Annotated in this window: 9 protein-coding genes; 3 read left to right on the forward strand and 6 right to left on the reverse strand. The window is 43.7% G+C overall.

Annotation, left to right across the window (positions count from 1 at the left end):
- Positions 1-139 precede the first annotated feature (139 nt).
- Positions 140-3,559 carry a glycoside hydrolase family 2 protein gene (locus tag DWX23_RS10220; protein WP_122374429.1) on the reverse strand — a complete coding sequence of 1,140 codons (3,420 nt, stop codon included), beginning with the start codon at positions 3,557-3,559 and terminating at the stop codon, positions 140-142.
- A 269-nt stretch (positions 3,560-3,828) separates the two neighbouring features.
- On the opposite strand from DWX23_RS10220, the gene DWX23_RS10225 reads away from it, so the two are divergent.
- From DWX23_RS10225 to DWX23_RS10235, 3 genes are all read left to right on the forward strand, one after another.
- Positions 3,829-4,047, forward strand: a complete 219-nt coding sequence (locus DWX23_RS10225) for a hypothetical protein (RefSeq protein ID WP_122374430.1) — start codon at positions 3,829-3,831, stop codon at positions 4,045-4,047.
- Between the two features lie 205 nt (positions 4,048-4,252).
- Positions 4,253-5,329, forward strand: a complete 1,077-nt coding sequence (locus tag DWX23_RS10230; RefSeq protein ID WP_233587575.1) for an AraC family transcriptional regulator — start codon at positions 4,253-4,255, stop codon at positions 5,327-5,329.
- A gap of 23 nt (positions 5,330-5,352) precedes the next feature.
- The gene (locus DWX23_RS10235; protein ID WP_122374431.1) at positions 5,353-6,069 is read left to right on the forward strand and encodes an AraC family transcriptional regulator; all 717 of its coding nucleotides are present in this window, start codon (positions 5,353-5,355) and stop codon (positions 6,067-6,069) included.
- 3 nt (positions 6,070-6,072) lie between these two features.
- On the opposite strand, the gene DWX23_RS10240 is transcribed toward DWX23_RS10235, so the two are convergent.
- From DWX23_RS10240 to DWX23_RS10260, 5 genes are all read right to left on the reverse strand, one after another.
- Positions 6,073-8,433, reverse strand: a complete 2,361-nt coding sequence (locus DWX23_RS10240; protein ID WP_122374432.1) for an ABC transporter permease — start codon at positions 8,431-8,433, stop codon at positions 6,073-6,075.
- 176 nt (positions 8,434-8,609) lie between these two features.
- Positions 8,610-10,967, reverse strand: coding sequence for an ABC transporter permease (locus DWX23_RS10245; RefSeq protein ID WP_122374433.1), 2,358 nt, complete (start codon positions 10,965-10,967; stop codon positions 8,610-8,612).
- 156 nt (positions 10,968-11,123) lie between these two features.
- A complete protein-coding gene (locus DWX23_RS10250) occupies positions 11,124-13,499 on the reverse strand; it encodes an ABC transporter permease (RefSeq protein ID WP_122351545.1) in 2,376 nt (791 codons plus the stop codon).
- A gap of 89 nt (positions 13,500-13,588) precedes the next feature.
- A complete protein-coding gene (locus tag DWX23_RS10255; protein ID WP_122374434.1) occupies positions 13,589-15,946 on the reverse strand; it encodes an ABC transporter permease in 2,358 nt (785 codons plus the stop codon).
- Positions 15,947-16,155: 209 nt separating this feature from the next.
- The gene (locus tag DWX23_RS10260) at positions 16,156-18,546 is read right to left on the reverse strand and encodes an ABC transporter permease (protein ID WP_122374435.1); all 2,391 of its coding nucleotides are present in this window, start codon (positions 18,544-18,546) and stop codon (positions 16,156-16,158) included.
- Positions 18,547-18,568: the final 22 nt, after the last annotated feature.

Below are 18,568 nucleotides of genomic sequence, written 5' to 3' on the forward strand. Positions count from 1 at the left end.
AGTCCTTTTTGAAACTTATTTTTTTTCAAGACTGTCAACTTATTTCAGGACAGGACATAGGGTAAATTGAATTAGTATGGGGTCTTTTTCTATTTAGCATATATATAAATAGAAAAAGACTCCCTTTCTATAATTGAATTTATTCTACATACAACATCACTGTTCCGCCAATCGTATCTCCCTTCTTTAACGGCTTCCTGAACGGGGCATAATAACTGCCCAGGAACATTTCATTTCCTGCCGTTACGAAATCTGCAACCAGGAAACGGATACGATCCTTCTCTAACCACGAACGCCAGTGTTGCTTTCCATCGGAAACAGCTGTCACCTTATTCCCTGCATGGTCTGTAAGACCCGCATACCAGATGTTCCGACGCGTAGAACGGAAATCGTTACTTCCCAACTCATTATAATCCAAGCTCCATGACCAGCTCGGTTCTACACGGGGATTCAGATGAGAAGGCAAACCGGAGTAGAACAGCTCCGCCTCACCTACCGGACGGCTGATATGATCGTCGGGATAAACGCTCCACAAACCGTCACGACGCCAAAACGTTTTATCGAACGTAGCCGGAGCCTCAAAAACCAGTCCCCACTGACGGGGATTCACGTCTGCCAGCGCATCGAAAGAATAGCTCACGGACAGTTTTCCTCCTGCATTGATAATCAGCTTATAACTTCCTTCAAACTCTTTATAGCTTCCTTTTACGCTAACGATCACATCGTCTCCGTCTTTGATTGCATCGATCTCCGCCGGTTTCCATTCGGTACAGATATCATTAAACAACGGTGTGTTCGCATTATGATTCGGATAACAGCCACCGCCGTTCAAAGGCAATGCCATCAGCCACGGACCGCCGTTCAGGACTTCCTGTTTTCCCTGCTTCAATGACAGGATCTGTCCGGTCGTACGGCTCACCTCACAGGAAAAGTTTTTACCTGTAATACGATAAACGTCATTTGTTTTCTTCAGCTGAGTAGCTACCGGTTGCAGTTCAAGTAATTCGTTCTGGACCTGTTTGCCGACCGGAATGATATATTCGTCGGCTACAAAACCGCGCGGATCGGTGAATGACAGATAAAGTTCGTTCGCCTTATCCGGATTTTCGATCGGGATACGTATCTGACCGTTCTCTCCCGGCCGGATCGAAGCAAAAGAGATACCCTGCTCCTCCCCGTATTTCCAATGGATCTGCAACTCACTGAAATCCGTATAAGTATATCTGTTTTCTAATGCTACAGTCAGTTCCTTTGCCGGAGACAACTGAGCAGTATGTACCCGGACAGGACTGTATATCTTCTTCATATCCCAATATTCCGGCTTCGGGCGACGCCATCCGTCGATCGGCCCCCAAGGACCATAACCGACCGCATCTCCGTTCGGCATCTGGAAAATATCGTCTATACCCGACCAGATAGAGCCACCCAGCACACCGTCCGTCTTATACATATTATCCCATGTAGGAGACAAAGCCAGCGCCCAGTCGCTGCGTACACCCGGATCCGTTACCAATTCACTCCGGTTATATACATTCAGGTGGCAGTACTCGCCATACACCATCGGACGTTCGCTTTTGGCAGCAACCTTATATCCGTCCGGTCCCGGATAATGGATATTTGTTATCGGGGCCGTGCTTCCCTGGTTGTTGAAACCGCCGTATGCCTGATCATGGAACGTATGCGGACGTGTCGGATCGGCTTTTTTCACATAGACTTCCACCTGGGCAAATTCCTTGTTCCAGTAAGATTCATTCGCAATCGACCAGAAGATCACAGAAGGATGATTCCGGTAAAAATGGATTGTCTCCATATTTGCCTGTAAGACATACGGATAGTATTTGCTATCCTGATAATCGAGTGTTTTCCAGTTCTCATTGGCATGATGGCCGATCCAGCAGACAGGCGCCTCCACCTCGACGAACATACCCAGTTCGTCACAGACCTGAAGCAACTCTTCACAGGGAGGGTAATGCGATGTACGGATAAAGTTACAGTTTGCCGCCCGGTATAATTCGACATCTTTCCGTTCCAGTTCGGGTGTCATGACACGGCCTGTAAGCGGATGTGCTTCATGGCGGCAGACACCTCTCAGTTTCACCGGTTTTCCGTTTACCAGCAGACGGTTTCCCTCTATCTGTACTTCGCGGAAACCGAAGCGTTTCTCGATCTGTTCTGCCGTATGGTCGCCATTTTCCAATTCTATCTTCATCGTATATAAATAAGGATGTTCGTTATCCCATTTTTGCGGATCACGCACTGTTCCGGTCAGCCATCCGTTCCATGTCTCGCCAGGAGCCAATGAAGGAATCTGCCGGTCCAGCACAACCGGCAGTCCGGCAATAGAGAGACGGGCAGCGATATTCTTTTCTGTTTCTTTCCCGGAGTTCGTTACTGCCAGGTAGACTTTTAAGTCGGCATCTTTATATTTTTCGTCCAGGTCCGTCACAATGCGTATATCCGAGATATGCACATCGGGAACGGCAAAAAGCGTTACTTTACGGGTGATACCTCCGAGCTGGTGAGCGGCATACTGCGTCAGGCTACCCAGCATATCGGCCAGCGATTCGCTACGGACTTTCAGTGCTAATCTGTTCACGCCCGGTTGCAATGCCGGTGTAGCATCCAGTTCAAACGCAGTCATACCTCCCATATGGGTCCCAATCTCTTTTCCGTTCAGCCAAACGGTACATTCGCTGGATACACCGTCGAAACGTAATTTAACCTGTTTACCTTTCCAGTCAGCCGGTAAAGTAAATGTAGTCAGGTATCCGCCGAATCCGGCAGAATCGACTTTAAATCCTTGCATCGACCACTGGCCCGGTACGATGATCGGATACCATCCGCCAGCCTCTGCCTCCCGGTTCTGAAAACCGGCTTCCGGTGAAGGGTTGAATTGCCAGGTACCGTTCAGCGAGAGAACCGGATCATATACGCCCGGCACACTGTAAGGGATAGCTGTATAAACCGGCAAATGTTCTTCCGCATTCACCGTCGTATCGACCTGATAACTCTGCGTATGTGACAATGCCAGTTTCTGATCGCCCTCGAACGGAACCGGTTTCTTCGGGTTAGAAGAATACAGGTTCAGTTCCGATACCAATGCATTCGGTCCTTTCAATACTTCAAAGACCAATACCAGCTGCCCGTAAGCAAATGCCTTTTTCGGCAGGTCGATACGGTAACGTTGTTCTTTCCCTTTTTCCAACACGACAGGAGACTGTACCTCGTTTCCATCGGCAACGATCCGCTGCCGGCGCTCACTGTCAGAGAGATAAACGACCTCCAATTGATAATCGGCCTGAATATCCATCCGGTCGAAAGCATAAATAACGGTTCCGCCGAAATTACATGTCCGGGCAGTCACGCTTCCGCCTATCTCATCAGGCATCGTATAATTATCTCCTTTCACCAGAAACGGCTGTTTGCCGTCCACGCCGCAATCGTTGGAAGCAACCGGGTGCAAGGTGGTTGTCTGTGCACTTACCGTCAGCACAGAGAGCCACAAAATCAAAGTACTTAGAACAGGCTTTCTGTGCCTGGATTTTTCAAGGTTATTCATTCCGCTTTTGTTTAGTATTTTCCACTGCAATATTACGAATATCTATCCGCTCCGCCTCTATGACCGGACGACAGAAAAAATGGGAAGAGGGAACAAATTCCCAATAAAAATGTACAAAACGGAACTACCTTTAATAATGCTCATGATTATGTTAATGATTTGTATATCTGAACAAAGACTATTTTCTTTGTAACCAATCCCGGATATCTATCCGACCATATCCGGCAGAAAAACAGGATTTGAACCAACAGAACCGACAACAGAACAACATGGCAAAAAAGAAGACTTTTACATTCCCATTTTATTTGCAGATACTTCCGGGAATGATCATAGGATGGAACGATATCAAAAAAGTTCTCCCGCCCGGGAGGAAAAACGATCCTTATCTATATCGGAACAACTTAGAAACCGGCCGTCCGCTGGATATGTTGCGGACAGCCGTGAAGGTTACAGGCGGTACGACGGTCGCATCCATAGTCGATAAATGACAAAATAAAGGAGGTATATCTGAAAATATCCCTCAAAAACGTCCCATTTCATCGAGGTTCGCCAGAATGGGACATGTTTGAAACAAGCTTAAACAGCCTTTTCTTTATGGATAAATTATCTTTGCCCACTTAAGACAAAAGAACGAAAATGGTTAATATTCATGTATTATGCACCGAATTATCTCTTGATGCAATAGGGCTTGTCATGGGCACAATTGTCCTGATACGTTCTTCCGACAACAAGCTACAAAGAGCATGGGGATTTCTCGCCATCACTTTGTCTATACTCTTGTTGCTGGACAATACTGAATGGGTCTATTTATATGGGAAAGGAGGTAAAGGATTGCCGGACCGTGCAATCCTTTTACTTGATCATCTATCTTTATGGCATATTGTGCGTACAGTTATATTCTTCCAGTTCTTCTCCCTGTTCCCCCTGGCCTCGCTGAAACCCGGATGGCTGACATTGTCCCGTATCACGAACTTTTGTATTCCGATCATACTCATTACATGTATCGCTTGTTGTTATGAGCTTTTCAACGGTCAATATACGAAACTAAGGTCTTTTTCGGATATTATAAAACATATTGATAAACAGGATGTAATCCTGAGAATATTCCTTTTTATTGTCAGTGTCATTACTCCTTCCGTAAACTTTCTGTTCCTGTTCTTTAAACGTTGGATACCCTACCGCCGTAAACAAAATCATTCTACGGTTATTTATATGAGCTGCTTCGGACTCATTATGTCAGGATATATATGGTTGATGCTGGGAACTTCCGGTCTGAGTTTCAACATATTCGGTTATCTGGTCATCGTACCGATGATCTATCTGAACAGGCTTTACCTGCGCAATGAGAACCCGTTGTCGCTCCCTCCTAACCCGGCGGAACAACTGAAATCGGAAAATGCCGAAGTTGTCCGGGAAATGGAAGCCTCTGTTACTGTGCTGGAGTTGAACAATCAGCTACAGAGCCTGATGAAAGAACAAAAGCCGTTTATAAATCCGGAATACTCTTTGTCCGATTTACTGGGAGAGATGAACACCAACGAGCACAGACTTACAAATGTACTGCGTTACAACGGTTTCTCCGGATTCAGGGAATATATCAACTTTATCCGCCTCCAGTATTTCAAGGAACAGGCGGCATTGCATAAAGATAGTACCGTAAAAGAACTAATGTTTAAAAGTGGTTTCACCTCACGTTCAAGCTTTTACCGTTACTTTTCAAGCATCGAAAAAATGTCTCCTACCGAATATATAGAAAAATTGAAAGAATAATCTATTTTCAATTCGTATACATCATGCGCATACTACAATATTTCATATTGCTGTTACCTTTCTCTGCCAGCCTTTTCTGGGCATTGACTTTATTCTGCGGCAGAAAAGGGAATGTATATTCATGCAAAATATGGATACTGTATGCATTGCTGATCATATTGAATGCTTTTATAGCCACAGCAGGTGAACGTATCATTTTCGTAGGCAATCCTATTACAGAAGCTATATTATTGCTTATCTGGGCGGGGTTTCTCTATTATACAGGTTATAAAATACATCATAAAAAGCAGACTGTTTCGTTTTATGATGCAGAACAGTCCTGTAACGAAAAGACAGATGAAACAGATAAAAGGGAAATCACCACGAAAGCTCATTATAAACTTCTTCCCCATTTCAACAGACTGATCGATGAAGAGCAGATATTTCTGCAAAATAATCTGCATATAGAAAAGATTGCCCGGATGCTCAGTACAAACCGTACCTATATTTCCAGACTGATCAATCAGGAATATCAGTGCAGCTTCTCTGATTATATCAACCTGAAACGGATAGAATATGCAAAAATACTGGCTCACTCCCACCCGGAACTGACACAGGAACAGATTGCAGAAAAAGTAGGTTTTACACACGCCTCCAGTTTCAGCCGCACATTCAAACAACTATCCGGACAAACCTTCAGGGAATGGAGCAGGAACAACCAGGAAAATAAAAACCCTATCCGGGAAAGGATAGGGTCATAATCATTATTCCGATTTCAAACTATCTACCGGATTGGCATTGGATGCCCTCCAACTCTGGAAAGTGACGGTACCGATAGTAATAACCAATACGATCAGCAAGGCCAACAAATATACCCACCAATACATCGGTGTTTTATAGGCAAAGCTTTCCAACCACTTTTTAATGCCATAATATCCTACCGGGGCAGCCAGTGCAAAACAGATCAGGACAATATAAACATACGAACGGTTCAGCATCTCCAATATTTCCATATTCGTCGCACCATGCACTTTGCGGACACCGATCTCTTTCCGGCGGTATTGGGTTTCAAATACAACCAACCCAAAGACACCTACAAGCGATATAATAATAGCCAGTATACTGAACACCGTAATCAGGCTACGCAAGTTCTCTTCCTTATGATACAGTTGGTTAAATATCTCGTCATAAAACTCGATATCATACGGATAAGACGGGTCTATATCTGCCATCGTATTACGGATATGGGAAACAGCACCGCGTATATCTGTTCCGGCTTTCAGGCGGATATAAGAAACAGTCATAGGAAAAGGTATATTACCTGTCACAAAAGCAATATTATTCTCTCCGCTACGGAGTGAAGTAAACTTCACATCACCGGTCAGACCTACAATACGACCTGTTTTCCACGATGTTACCTGATCACCGGCTTCCATGTTCATTTCCATCTTAGCCGCATGGTTAAAGATATACACAAAATCTTCCGACAGTTTGTCTACTGGCGAGAAATCACGCCCTTCCTCTACCGGAATACCCATGACACGCAGGAAATTCTGTGATACGGCTATCATAAAGAACTGAAACTCCTTTTCCTTTATATAACCGCCATTGGTGCTGTAACCATCCTTCGAACCTACTTTTTCCATGGCGAAAGCCACATCTTCGATACCCGAATATTCTTTCAGGCGGTTCACATACGTCTCATGCGATTTATTGTATATCTCCCCGCTCAAACGGACAATAGCGACCTGATCCTTATCGAATCCCAAAGAATATCCACGCATATAATTGTTTTGAAGGCGAACAAAGCTGGCACCGATAATCAGCAGGATAGAGACGACAAACTGAATACCTATCAGCACAGTACGCAATTTACGCCCGGAAGGTGAAAGTCCGAAACTACCTTTCAGTACCAATGCCGGAGGGAAAGAGGTCACATACCATGACGGATACAATCCGGCAACGATACCGGTAACCAAGGCAACAACTCCGGTCAGTAATATAACAGGCAGATTACTTACTATTGCCAGGTTTGCATCAACGAAAGGCAAAGCTTCCGTACGTCCCAATATCCAGACAACGAACAAACTCAACAGCCAGGCAACCATGCTGATGATAGCCGCTTCCACCAGCAAGGCACGTCTCAATACGGCATCCGGGCTACCCAATACTTTCTGGGTATTGATACTCTTGATACGCATCGGCGTCAGAGATGTACTGAAGTTCGTAAAGTTGATAGCAGCCACAATGATAATCAATAAAGCGATGAAGAACAGCAACATGGTCACTTCCTTATTTCCACTTCGGAAGATCGTTCCGTCCTGGCTCTCATTCATATAATAGATACTTGTCAACGCAGTCAGTTTGATACGTGTATCCTCCCCTTTATCTATCTTGGAGAAGTCAAAGTTGGCATTGAAATTATCCACTACGGTCTGTGCTGATTCAGGATTATCCAGTAACAGATAGCAAACATAATTACTAGCTCCGAAATTATCTCGTTGATAGGTTTCACCGATAGCTGTATAGATCAGGTTACGCATCTGGGTATTACCGGGAAAATCCTTATAAACTGCTCCTACCGTATACTCGCGGTTATCTTTCGATTGTACACTTTCTTCCGCATGAAGTGCTTTTCCCACAGCCGGCTGGTCACCGAACATCTTGCGGGCTACACTCTCAGGCAGGATTACTTTTTCCGGATCATTCAGGCAATCGCGGTCCCCTTCAATGATCGGGAAATCGAAAACTTTGGCTATATCCGGATGACAAGTTTGTACCAACTCCCGGTAACCGATCTTCTGCCCGTTCTTCACAACAGAAAAATAGACAGCAGGATTGTAGGGATAGATCAGGCTACCTGCTTCGATATGGGGTGACGACTGGATGACCGACTCTACAAAAGCACGGGGCAGGATCAATCCAAAAGTACCTGTCTGAGTTAATTCAAGACGATATACCCGATCGGCAGTCGGGTGGCAACGATCAAAACTACGTTCATAGTTCACCTGTATTAAAATAACGATAAAGGCAGCAAAAGCAACAGCCAACCCAGCTACGTTCAAAAGGGTCGCCATCTTGAAACGCCGCAATACACTCAGAAAGTTTCTTAATATTGTTTTCATATTATTTGTATTTACTTTTCACCATCCAAAATGCATGCCAAAACTTTAAACTATTATATACCAATATATTGCCTCATAACCATCAAACAACAATGTCTAATAATTAGACACTATTGTCAAATTATTAGACATTGAAACGGGGTACGGTAAAATATCAGCTATTCAGCCTTCTATTTTTATTCCGATTTCAAACTATTCACGGGATTGGTACTGGCAGTTCTCCAGCTTTGGAAAGTCACCGTACCAATGGTTATTACCAATACGATCGCCAGTGCCAGCAGAAAAACCCACCAATATATCGGAGTTTTATAGGCAAAACTTTCCAGCCATTTTCTAATGCCGTAATAAGCGAGAGGCACAGACAATGCAAAACATAGCAGGACAATATAGATATACGAACGGTTCAACATCTCCAATATCTCACGAATAGTTGCACCATGTACCTTGCGGATACCGATCTCTTTCCGGCGGTATTGGGTGTCGAACACAACCAGTCCAAAAACTCCTACCAGCGATATAATGATAGCCAGTAGACTGAAAACGGTAATCAGACTGCGCAGATTTTCTTCCTTATGATACAATTCGTTGAATACCGCATCATAGAATTCTATATCGACCGGATAAGCAGGATCTATATCTGCCATTGTTTTCCGAATATGGGATACGGCGTCATTGATGTTTGTACCGGCTTTCAGACGAATATAGGAAACAGTCAACGGGTATGGCATCCCGGTCACGAAACCGATATTATTCTCTCCTTTTCGAAGGGACGTAAACTTCACATCACCCACTAGCCCTACAATAGTACCGGAAGCCCACGATTCCAGCTTATCGCCTGCTTCTATACTTACTGCCTGTTTCGCATTACGGTTAAAGATATACGAAGGAGTCTCCGATAATTCATCTGCCGGAAAAAAATCACGTCCTTCCTCCACCGGGATTCCCATGACACGAAGGAAGTTTTCCGAAACGAAGATCATGAAAAACCGCAGGTCATTATTCTTTATAGAACAACTATTCGTGCTATATCCGTCCTGCGAACCCACCTTTTCCAAAGAGAACGCCACATCTTCGATACCGGAAAACTCTTTCAGACGGTTGACATATGTTTCGTGCGACTTCACATATATATCGCTACTCAGACTGACAATAGCAATCTGGTCCTTATCGAACCCCAATGAATAGTCACGCATATAACTATTCTGTAAACGGACAAAACAAGCCCCGGTTATCAACAGTATGGAAACGATATATTGAACTCCGATCAATACTGTCCGTAATTTTCTCCCAGACGGAGAAAGACCGAAACTTCCTTTTAAGACTAAAGCAGGAGGGAAAGAGGTTACATACCACGAAGGATATAGACCTGCAATAATCCCCGTAACAAGCGCGACTACTCCCGTCAGTAACACGATCGGTAGATTATCCGGTATATTCAGATTTGCTTCGATAAACGGCAGTGTCCCGGCAGAACCGAGCAAATAAACGATGAACAGGCTGACAAACCATGCAAACAGGCTGATTATAGCCGCTTCGATCAGCAGTGCCCTGCGTAATACATTATCCGGACTTCCCAGTACTTTCTGAGTATTGATACTTTTAATACGCATCGGCGTTAGCGCTGTATTGAAATTCGTGAAATTAATGCCAGCCACAACGATGATCAACAAGGCAATAAAGAACAATAATATAGAGACCTCTTTATTTCCGCTACGAAAAATCGTGCCATCCTGACTCTCATTCATATAATAAACGCTTGTCAACGGAGTCAGCCTGATGTGTACATCCTCTTTTTTGTTTATTTTGGAGAAGTCAAAATTTGCATTGAAATTATCAACTACGGTCTGTACCGATCCGGGATTATCCAACAACAGATAACAAACATAATTACTAGCTTTAAAATTATCCCGCTGGTAGGTTTCACCAATAGCCGTATAGATCAGATTACGCATCTGGGTATTACCGGGAAAATCCTTATAGACCGCTCCAACCGTATACTCGCGGTTATCTTTCGACTCCACATCTTCTTCTGCATGAATCGCCTTTCCTACAGCCGGTTGGTCACCAAACATCTTACGTGCTATGCTTTCCGGCAGAATCACTTTCTCAGGATCATTCAGGCAATCACGGTCTCCTTCAATGATCGGAAAATCGAAAACCTTGGTTATATCCGGATGGCAGGTTTGTACCAGTTCCCGGTAACCGACTTTCTTTCCGTCCTCCACTACTGAAAAATAAATAGCCGGGTTATAGGGATAAATCAGGGTGCCTGCTTCAATATGGGGTGATGACTGGATAACCGACTCTACAAAAGCCCGAGGCATGATCAGACCAAAAGTCCCTGCTTCCGTCAGTTCCATACGAAAGACCCGATCAGCTGTCGGATGGCACCGGTCAAAGCTACGTTCGTAATTCACCTGTATCAGAATGACGATAAAAGCAGCAAAAGCTACAGCCAGTCCGGCCACATTCAAAAAGGTTGCCATCCTGAACCGGCGTAATACACTCAGAAAGTTTCTTAGTATTGTTTTCATTATTGTTGATGTTTTACTTCCATCACTCAAATTACATGCCAAAACTAAAACCGACTGTGTATAAGAAGATTGCATATCACCCCTTAAAAAACAATGTCTAATAATTAGACACTTATGTATAATTATTAGACATCGAAACAAATAAAAGAAGCAGTGTTATTCAGACTTTATGCTCTCAACCGGATTGGAGTTCGCTACATGCCAGTTCTGGAAAGTGACCGTAACGAAAGTAATAACAGAGATAATAACAAAAGCCAGCAGGAATACCCACCAATACATCGGTGTACGATAAGCGAAGTTTTCCAGCCAACGGTACATACCATAGAAAGCGACCGGAGTAGCCAGCACAAAACAAGCGGCAAGGATGATCAGGTAGCTTCTGTTGAACATGACCAGTATCTGGGAGGTAGACGATCCCAACACTTTACGGACAGCCACCTCTTTCCTGCGGTACTCGCTCTCGAATACAACCAGGCCAAATACCCCGACAATGGAGATAAAGATCGCAATAACGCTGAACAGAGTGATCAGGTTGCTGATCTTCAATTCCCTTTCGTATGTCTGCTGCAGGATCTCGTCATAGAATGTAGTTTTGAAAGGATAAATCGGATCTATCTTTGTTAAACAGGCTCGCACATGTTTCATAGCCGCCCGCAAGTCACTGCCTGCCTTTACTTTTACATAGGCAGCTGCGTAATATTTACTGTCGACCTCCCGTCCCCAATAGTGCTTTCCCCATACATAAAAAGTCATCGGCGACACTTCATTACGGAAAGAAGCGAACTTGACATTCGAAATGAAACCGATGATCTCATCGCCATCGATCTTCTCTCCCAGTTCTAGATTATACATCTCCCGGGCTTTCTCATTAAAAATATAGCTCCCGTTTTCTTTCAAATCATCTTCGGGGCGGAAATCACGACCGTCTGTTATCTCGATTCCCATGACACGCAGGAAAGAGGGAGAAACAGGAATACACTGGAAATTGATATCCTGGTCTTTGTACATACGTCCCCATCCCATATAAAAGTCACGGCTGGACAGAACCTGTTCCGCATAAGTGATATCTTCTATTCCCGAGAATGACTTCACCTCGCTGGTCAGGACTTCCTGGTTTTTATTGACTTTACTGTTCAATTCAACCACGATCAGTTCGTCTTTATCATATCCCAAGGGGGTATTTTGCATATACCGGTTCTGTAAATACATGAACAGAGAACTGATGATCAGGATAAATGAAGCGACAAACTGGATACTTATCAGTGCACTTCGAAGTACCCGCCCTTTCGGAGACAAACCAAAACTGCCTTTCAACACCAACGCCGGAGGGAAAGAAGTGATATAACAAGCCGGATAAATACCCGCTAATACACCTACCGCCACAGCTATGGCAGCTGTAGTCATAATGATACCCGACTGTGCCGAAAAAGACATGTCAGCATCTACCAGAGATGCGACAAAAGTCTGCCCGGCAATAAATAACAAACCCAGCGAAATAAGATAAGCCACGATACTCACAATGACAGCTTCTCCCAACAAGCTCGTCCGGAGCACGCTATCGGGACTACCCAACACTTTCTGCGTATTGATACTCTTGATACGCATCGGGGTCAGAGCAGTACTGAAATTAGTAAAGTTAATACCGGCTATCAATAGGATGACAAAAGCGATCGCAAACAGTACATGCATCGTCTGCCGGCTGGCTTTCGGCATGGAATCGAAAGAGACATTCGTCAGGAAATGTAACTTAGGCAGCGGTGTCATCATCAGCTCGATGCCGTCTTTCTCCCACTTGAAATCTTTTCCGAATTGCTGGGAGGCATCGAAATTCTTTTTGAAGTTTTCTTTGACAACTTCTATGTTGGAAGGATCATCCAGACGGAAGAAAAAGAAATAATTCTGGTTGCCGTACTCATTGTAATTTTCTTTATCGGACATTTGCCGGTAAATTATATTCCGGACAGACGAGTTACGGGGGAAGTCTTTAAAGACACCGCTAATCGTAGCCAGTGTATTTTCGGATTCCACACTCATCAGACGTTTACCTATGGCCGATTCATTTCCGAAAAGGCGGCGTGCCATACTCTCTGGGATCATAGCTGTTTCCGGCTGATCCAGGGCAGTCTCGTTCCCTTCCACCATATCAAAATGAAAAACACGGGTAATCCCGGATGTTGCATTTACAATGGGATCCTTGAAGTTCTGTCTTTCTCCTCCCCGATCTACACTATAAAACAACTCGGAATTCCAGGAAGACATAATCATTCCGGCTTTTACATGCGGGGATGATTCTGTAAATCCTCTTGCAAAAGGACGGCTGATAACAGCACTCATGCTACCTTGAAAATCCATATCCATCCGATAGATCGAATTGGCTTCCGGCTGGCAGGAATCGAAATTGTTGTCGTAATTTACCTGCATCATGATCACCATAAAAGCGGTAAAAGCGATGCTTAATCCTAACACATTCAGAAGTGTCGCCATTTTAAAACGGCGAAGCACACTGATAAAGTTTCTAAAAAGAGTTTTCATATCGATTAATTATTACTTCGATTTAAGGTCGTTCCCACAAACAACTTTATTATAAAATACGTAATAATTTTACAGAGGTTGCATGATTCTCATTCTGTTTTTATACTTTCTACCGGATTTTCGCTGGCTGTACTCCAATTTTGGAACGAAACAATCAGGATCGTGATAGCTGAAACAAAAATAAAGGCAATTGCATACACCCACCAATACAAAGGTATCTTATAGGCAAAATATGACAGCCACCGGTTCATTGCATAATAAGCAACAGGTATCGACAGTATGAAACAAATTACCAAAATACGCGCATATACTTTATTGAACATAATCAATATCTGTGAGGTAGTTGCACCATGTACTTTTCGGAGACCTATTTCTTTTCTCTTATACTCACTTTCGAAGATCACTAAGCCCAAAACCCCTACTATCGAAATAAAAACAGCTACCAGACTGAACAGGGAGATCAGCCAACCGATACTCAATTCACGTTTATAAAGATTATTCAAGATCGTATCATAAAACGATACCTCGACCGGAAAATCCTTGTCTACCGAAGTAAACGCTTTTCCAATGGAAGCAATGGCTTCGCGGATATTGGCTCCGGCTTTTATCTTTATATAGGCATATCTCGGATGAAAATCTTTTTCAGCCGGTACATAAAAAGCCATCGGTTCGACAGTGGTACGGAAAGAAGCATACTTTACATCATCTATAAAACCGGCGATCACGGCAGGAGGTACTTCAACATAAGCATTTCCTGTAATATATTCACCTGCCACCAGGTCATACTGCAACCTGGCTGTTTCATTAAAGATATAAGCTCCTCCTGCCGATGCTGCATCTTCCTGGTAAAAAGCACGACCGGATATAACCGGAATATTCATTACCTGAAGGAAATTAGGATCAACTGTGAATAATTTGAATGTTAGATCATTGCTTCTGTAGCCCCGTCCAAAAGTAGAATATTGATCCCCTCCTGACAATAAATCTTCGGCAAAAGCCACCTCTTGTATAGACGACTCATTCTTTAACTGGCTTTCCAATGTTCCTGTATTCTTTATCAACTTCCCGTTCAACTCAACAATAGCAACCTGATCTTTATCAAAACCTAAGGAGGAAGCAACCATGTAACGATTCTGCAAATAAATAAACAAAGCGGCTATGATCAATGCAAAAGAGATGACAAACTGGAAAGAAATAAGAAGACTTCTTAATTTTCTTCCGGCAGGAGTCAACCCGTATGAGCCTTTCAACACCAATGCCGGAGAAAAAGAAGTGATACGCCAGGCAGGATATACCCCCGCTAAAACTCCCACTGTTATGGCCAATATCCCCGTCAATGCCAACAAAGGAATATTGGAAGCCAACGACATATCTCCACTTATCATATCTGCAAGCCAGGTATTCCCCATTCCCCTTACAATAAACAGCGATATGATAAAAGAGACCAGACAGATTAGTACCGCCTCTACCAGCATAGCACAACGTAATACTTTATCAGAACCTCCCAGTATTTTCTGCGTATTAATACTACGGACACGTATCGGGACCAACGCATTACTGAAATTTGTAAAATTGATACCGGCAATGAACAATATCAATATAGCGACTGTAAATAAAACCAATACCAACGTACGATTACCCTTATCTTTCAGCGAATCAAATTGCGAATCCGCTTCGTAATAAATATCAGTTAATCGGGTTAGTCTTACATCACGTGTTTTCCAGTCGTACTCTTGTCTGTTTAAATGTTCTTTAAAATTTGCTATTATCTCATCTTTTTTATCGGGATTGTCCAATAAAACATATAACTGATAACCATTCGCATTCCAGTTATCCTGATCTACTTTTCCATTGATTCTCCAATATACAGCATTCTGTATCACGGAATTTGCCGGAAAATCTTTATATACGCCACCGACTGTAAAAGATAAATTATTATCCTTCAAAATTTTACCCACAGCCTGGTCGTTCCCAAATATTTTTTGCGCATAACTCATCGGTATCAGAACAGTACCCGGATTATTTATGCTCTCTACATTACCTTCCAACATCCGGAAATCAAAAATAGTCGCATATTCAGGTGTCATGGCATTTACCATACACCAAAAACCGACATCATCATTCTTTCCGGTTTCCGCCTTTAGCGTTAAGCGGCTTCCACTGGAAAAAAGCAATGCTCCTTTCTCTATATGAGGAGACGATTGAATAAAAGCATTGGCAAAAGGAGGAGATACGATTACCTGATTTCCCCAGTCCGGCGTATAAAGTCCTACCCTGAAAATCCGTTCCGCATTTTTCTGATACCTGTCGAATCCCCAGTCATATTGCAGCTGGATCATTAAAATTATAAAAGCTGCAAAGGCAACACTAAGTCCCAATACATTCAACAGGGTTGTCACTTTAAACCGACGAACTACTCCCAACAGATTCCTGATAATTGTTTTCATAATCGTATCGAATTAACATTATAATCTGAATGATATATCCTCTTATGCTGCGCTATCCGTTATATCATTTTGGCTAAATCCATTCAAATAATGTGCCAAAGACATAAATATGTAAAAAACAAGGCGTTGCTTATGCAACGCCTTGCCGGAGGTGTCCAATATTTAGACACAGGTGTATAATTATTAGACAAAACAAACCATGAATCTGTCTAATTATCTTTTATGCTATATACCGGATTCTCATTTGCTGTCCGCCAGTTCTGGAAAGTCACTGTCAGGATCGTGATAAAGAAAATCAGAGCGAAAGACAAGGCGAATACCCACCAGTAAACCGGAGTTTTATAAGCAAAGTTTTCCAGCCATTTATTGACGGCATAATAGGCCGCCGGAGCTGCCAGTACAAAACAAACTGCCAGAATACGTATGTATGTTTTATTGAACATGATCAGGATTTGAGAAGTAGTCGAACCCAATACCTTACGGACACCTATTTCCTTCCGGCGATACTGGCTGTCGAACACGACCAGACCGAAAACCCCGACCATCGAGATAAAGACAGCGATCAGGCTGAACAGGGTAATCAATGCCCCCAGGTTTGTCTCCTTCTCATACAAATTATTCAGTACATCATCGAAGAAGCGGACATCGAAAGGATAATCCGATTGGATTTCACTCAGCACCTTTTTTACATGCTCCATAGCTGCCAGCTTGTCCGTTCCGGCTCCCACACGGATGTAGCCGAAGGTGGATTGTTCGTTACGGCTGGTTCCGGGTACGTAAAAGGCCATCGGCGTAACCTCCATACGGAAAGAGGCCGCTTTAATATCGGGGCAGAAACCGACAATTTCCGCTCCGTAGATTTTGTCACCCAACTGAATATCGTAGGCTTTCCGGGCTGATTCGTTGAAAACGTAGACACCCTCTGCCGTCAAGGCATCTTCGGGACGGAAGTCACGTCCTTCATTGACCGGAATACCTAATACCTGCAGGAAAGAGGGATCGACCGGCAGACATTGATACTGGATATGCTTACCATTCAACTCACGTCCCCAAGTCGAATACTGGTCCTGTCCCGACAACTGAAATCCTGCAGCAGTCACATCCTCGATCCCGGAGAAAGACTTCAGACGATTCTTGAAAGAATCCTTATTTTTCATAACTTTAGCAGTCAGGTCGGTCACGATAATTTCATCTTTGTCGTATCCCAGGGAACTTGTCCGCATGTAGTTGTTTTGCATATACATAAACATGGCCCCGATGATCAAAGCAAACGAAGCGATGAACTGTACGCTGATCAGTACATTCCGCAGCAACCGTCCTTTAGGAGAAAGTCCAAAACTACCCTTCAACACCAGGGCTGGTGAGAAAGAGGTAATATAGTAAGCCGGATAAAGTCCTGCCAACACACCAAGCAGGATGGCAAGCACGCCGGTTACGCTAATCAATACCGGATGAGCCGTCAACGAGAGATCAGCTCCGACCAATGCCTTGAGTGGAGTATCAGCAGCCAGATAGACAGCCACCAGTGCCAATATAAATGCGATGAAACTGATACCGACCGCTTCCATCAATAGGGAGAAACGCAAGGTACCATCGGAACTTCCCAATACTTTCTGTGTATTGATGCTTCTGATACGCATCGGCGTGAGTGCCGTACTGAAATTGGTGAAATTGATTCCTGCAATAAGGATAATCACACAGGCGATAGCGATAAGCACCAACAGCGTCTGCCGGCTCGTTTTAGGAGCCATATCGAAGGCTACATCCGTTACGTAATGCAGTTCCGGCAATGGGGTCAACTGGAAATTCGCAGTTTTGTTTCCCCACATATTTTTCTCCAGATCGTTTTTCTTGTAATAATCCAGAAACTCGCTGACCAGGTTTTCAGCCGATGCAGGACTGTCCAGAAGCAGATAGGCATTGTAACTGGAGTTTCCCCACTCATGCAATCCTTCTTTATCATCTATTTTCAAATAGACAGCATTCTGAAGAATACCATTCACAGGAAAATCGCGATAAACTCCTCCTACCGTATAATCGATTTCGGCAATGGTAAACATTCCCGAAAAGCGTCCTTGTGTATCTGCCGCTTTCATGTGACGACCGACGGCAAACTCCGTACCGAATATCTTCTGTGCCATGCTGGCCGGAATCAGTATCTTCTCGGGATCTTCCAGAGCCTTTGCCGAACCATCCAGCATATCGAAAGTAAACACATCGGCAAATGAAGAATAGACCGGCAAATTCGGCTCCATATAGCTGACCCGCTCTCCTGTGCCCACATCGGCCAGAAAAACCGTTTGGCTGTACATCGGATAAGCCAGTGCACCGGCAACAATATGCGGTGAGAAATTGAAAAACGCATCCGCCAACGGCCTGGAGAGAACTGCTTGTAAACCATCATCATCGCCCCACTTCATTTCCAGCCGGTAAATCCGGTTGGCCTCTTTATGGAATTTATCGAAATTCCTGTCATAATCGACCTGCATCATGATTACCATAAAGGCTGCAAAAGCAATGCTCAGTCCCAATACATTCAACAGCGTCGCCATTTTAAACCGGCGCAATACACTTAACAAGTTTCTAATAATAGTCTTCATATCTATAGTTCATTTCTTTCTG

Source organism: Parabacteroides sp. AF18-52 (genome assembly GCF_003479145.1).
Lineage (GTDB): Bacteria > Bacteroidota > Bacteroidia > Bacteroidales > Tannerellaceae > Parabacteroides > Parabacteroides faecis.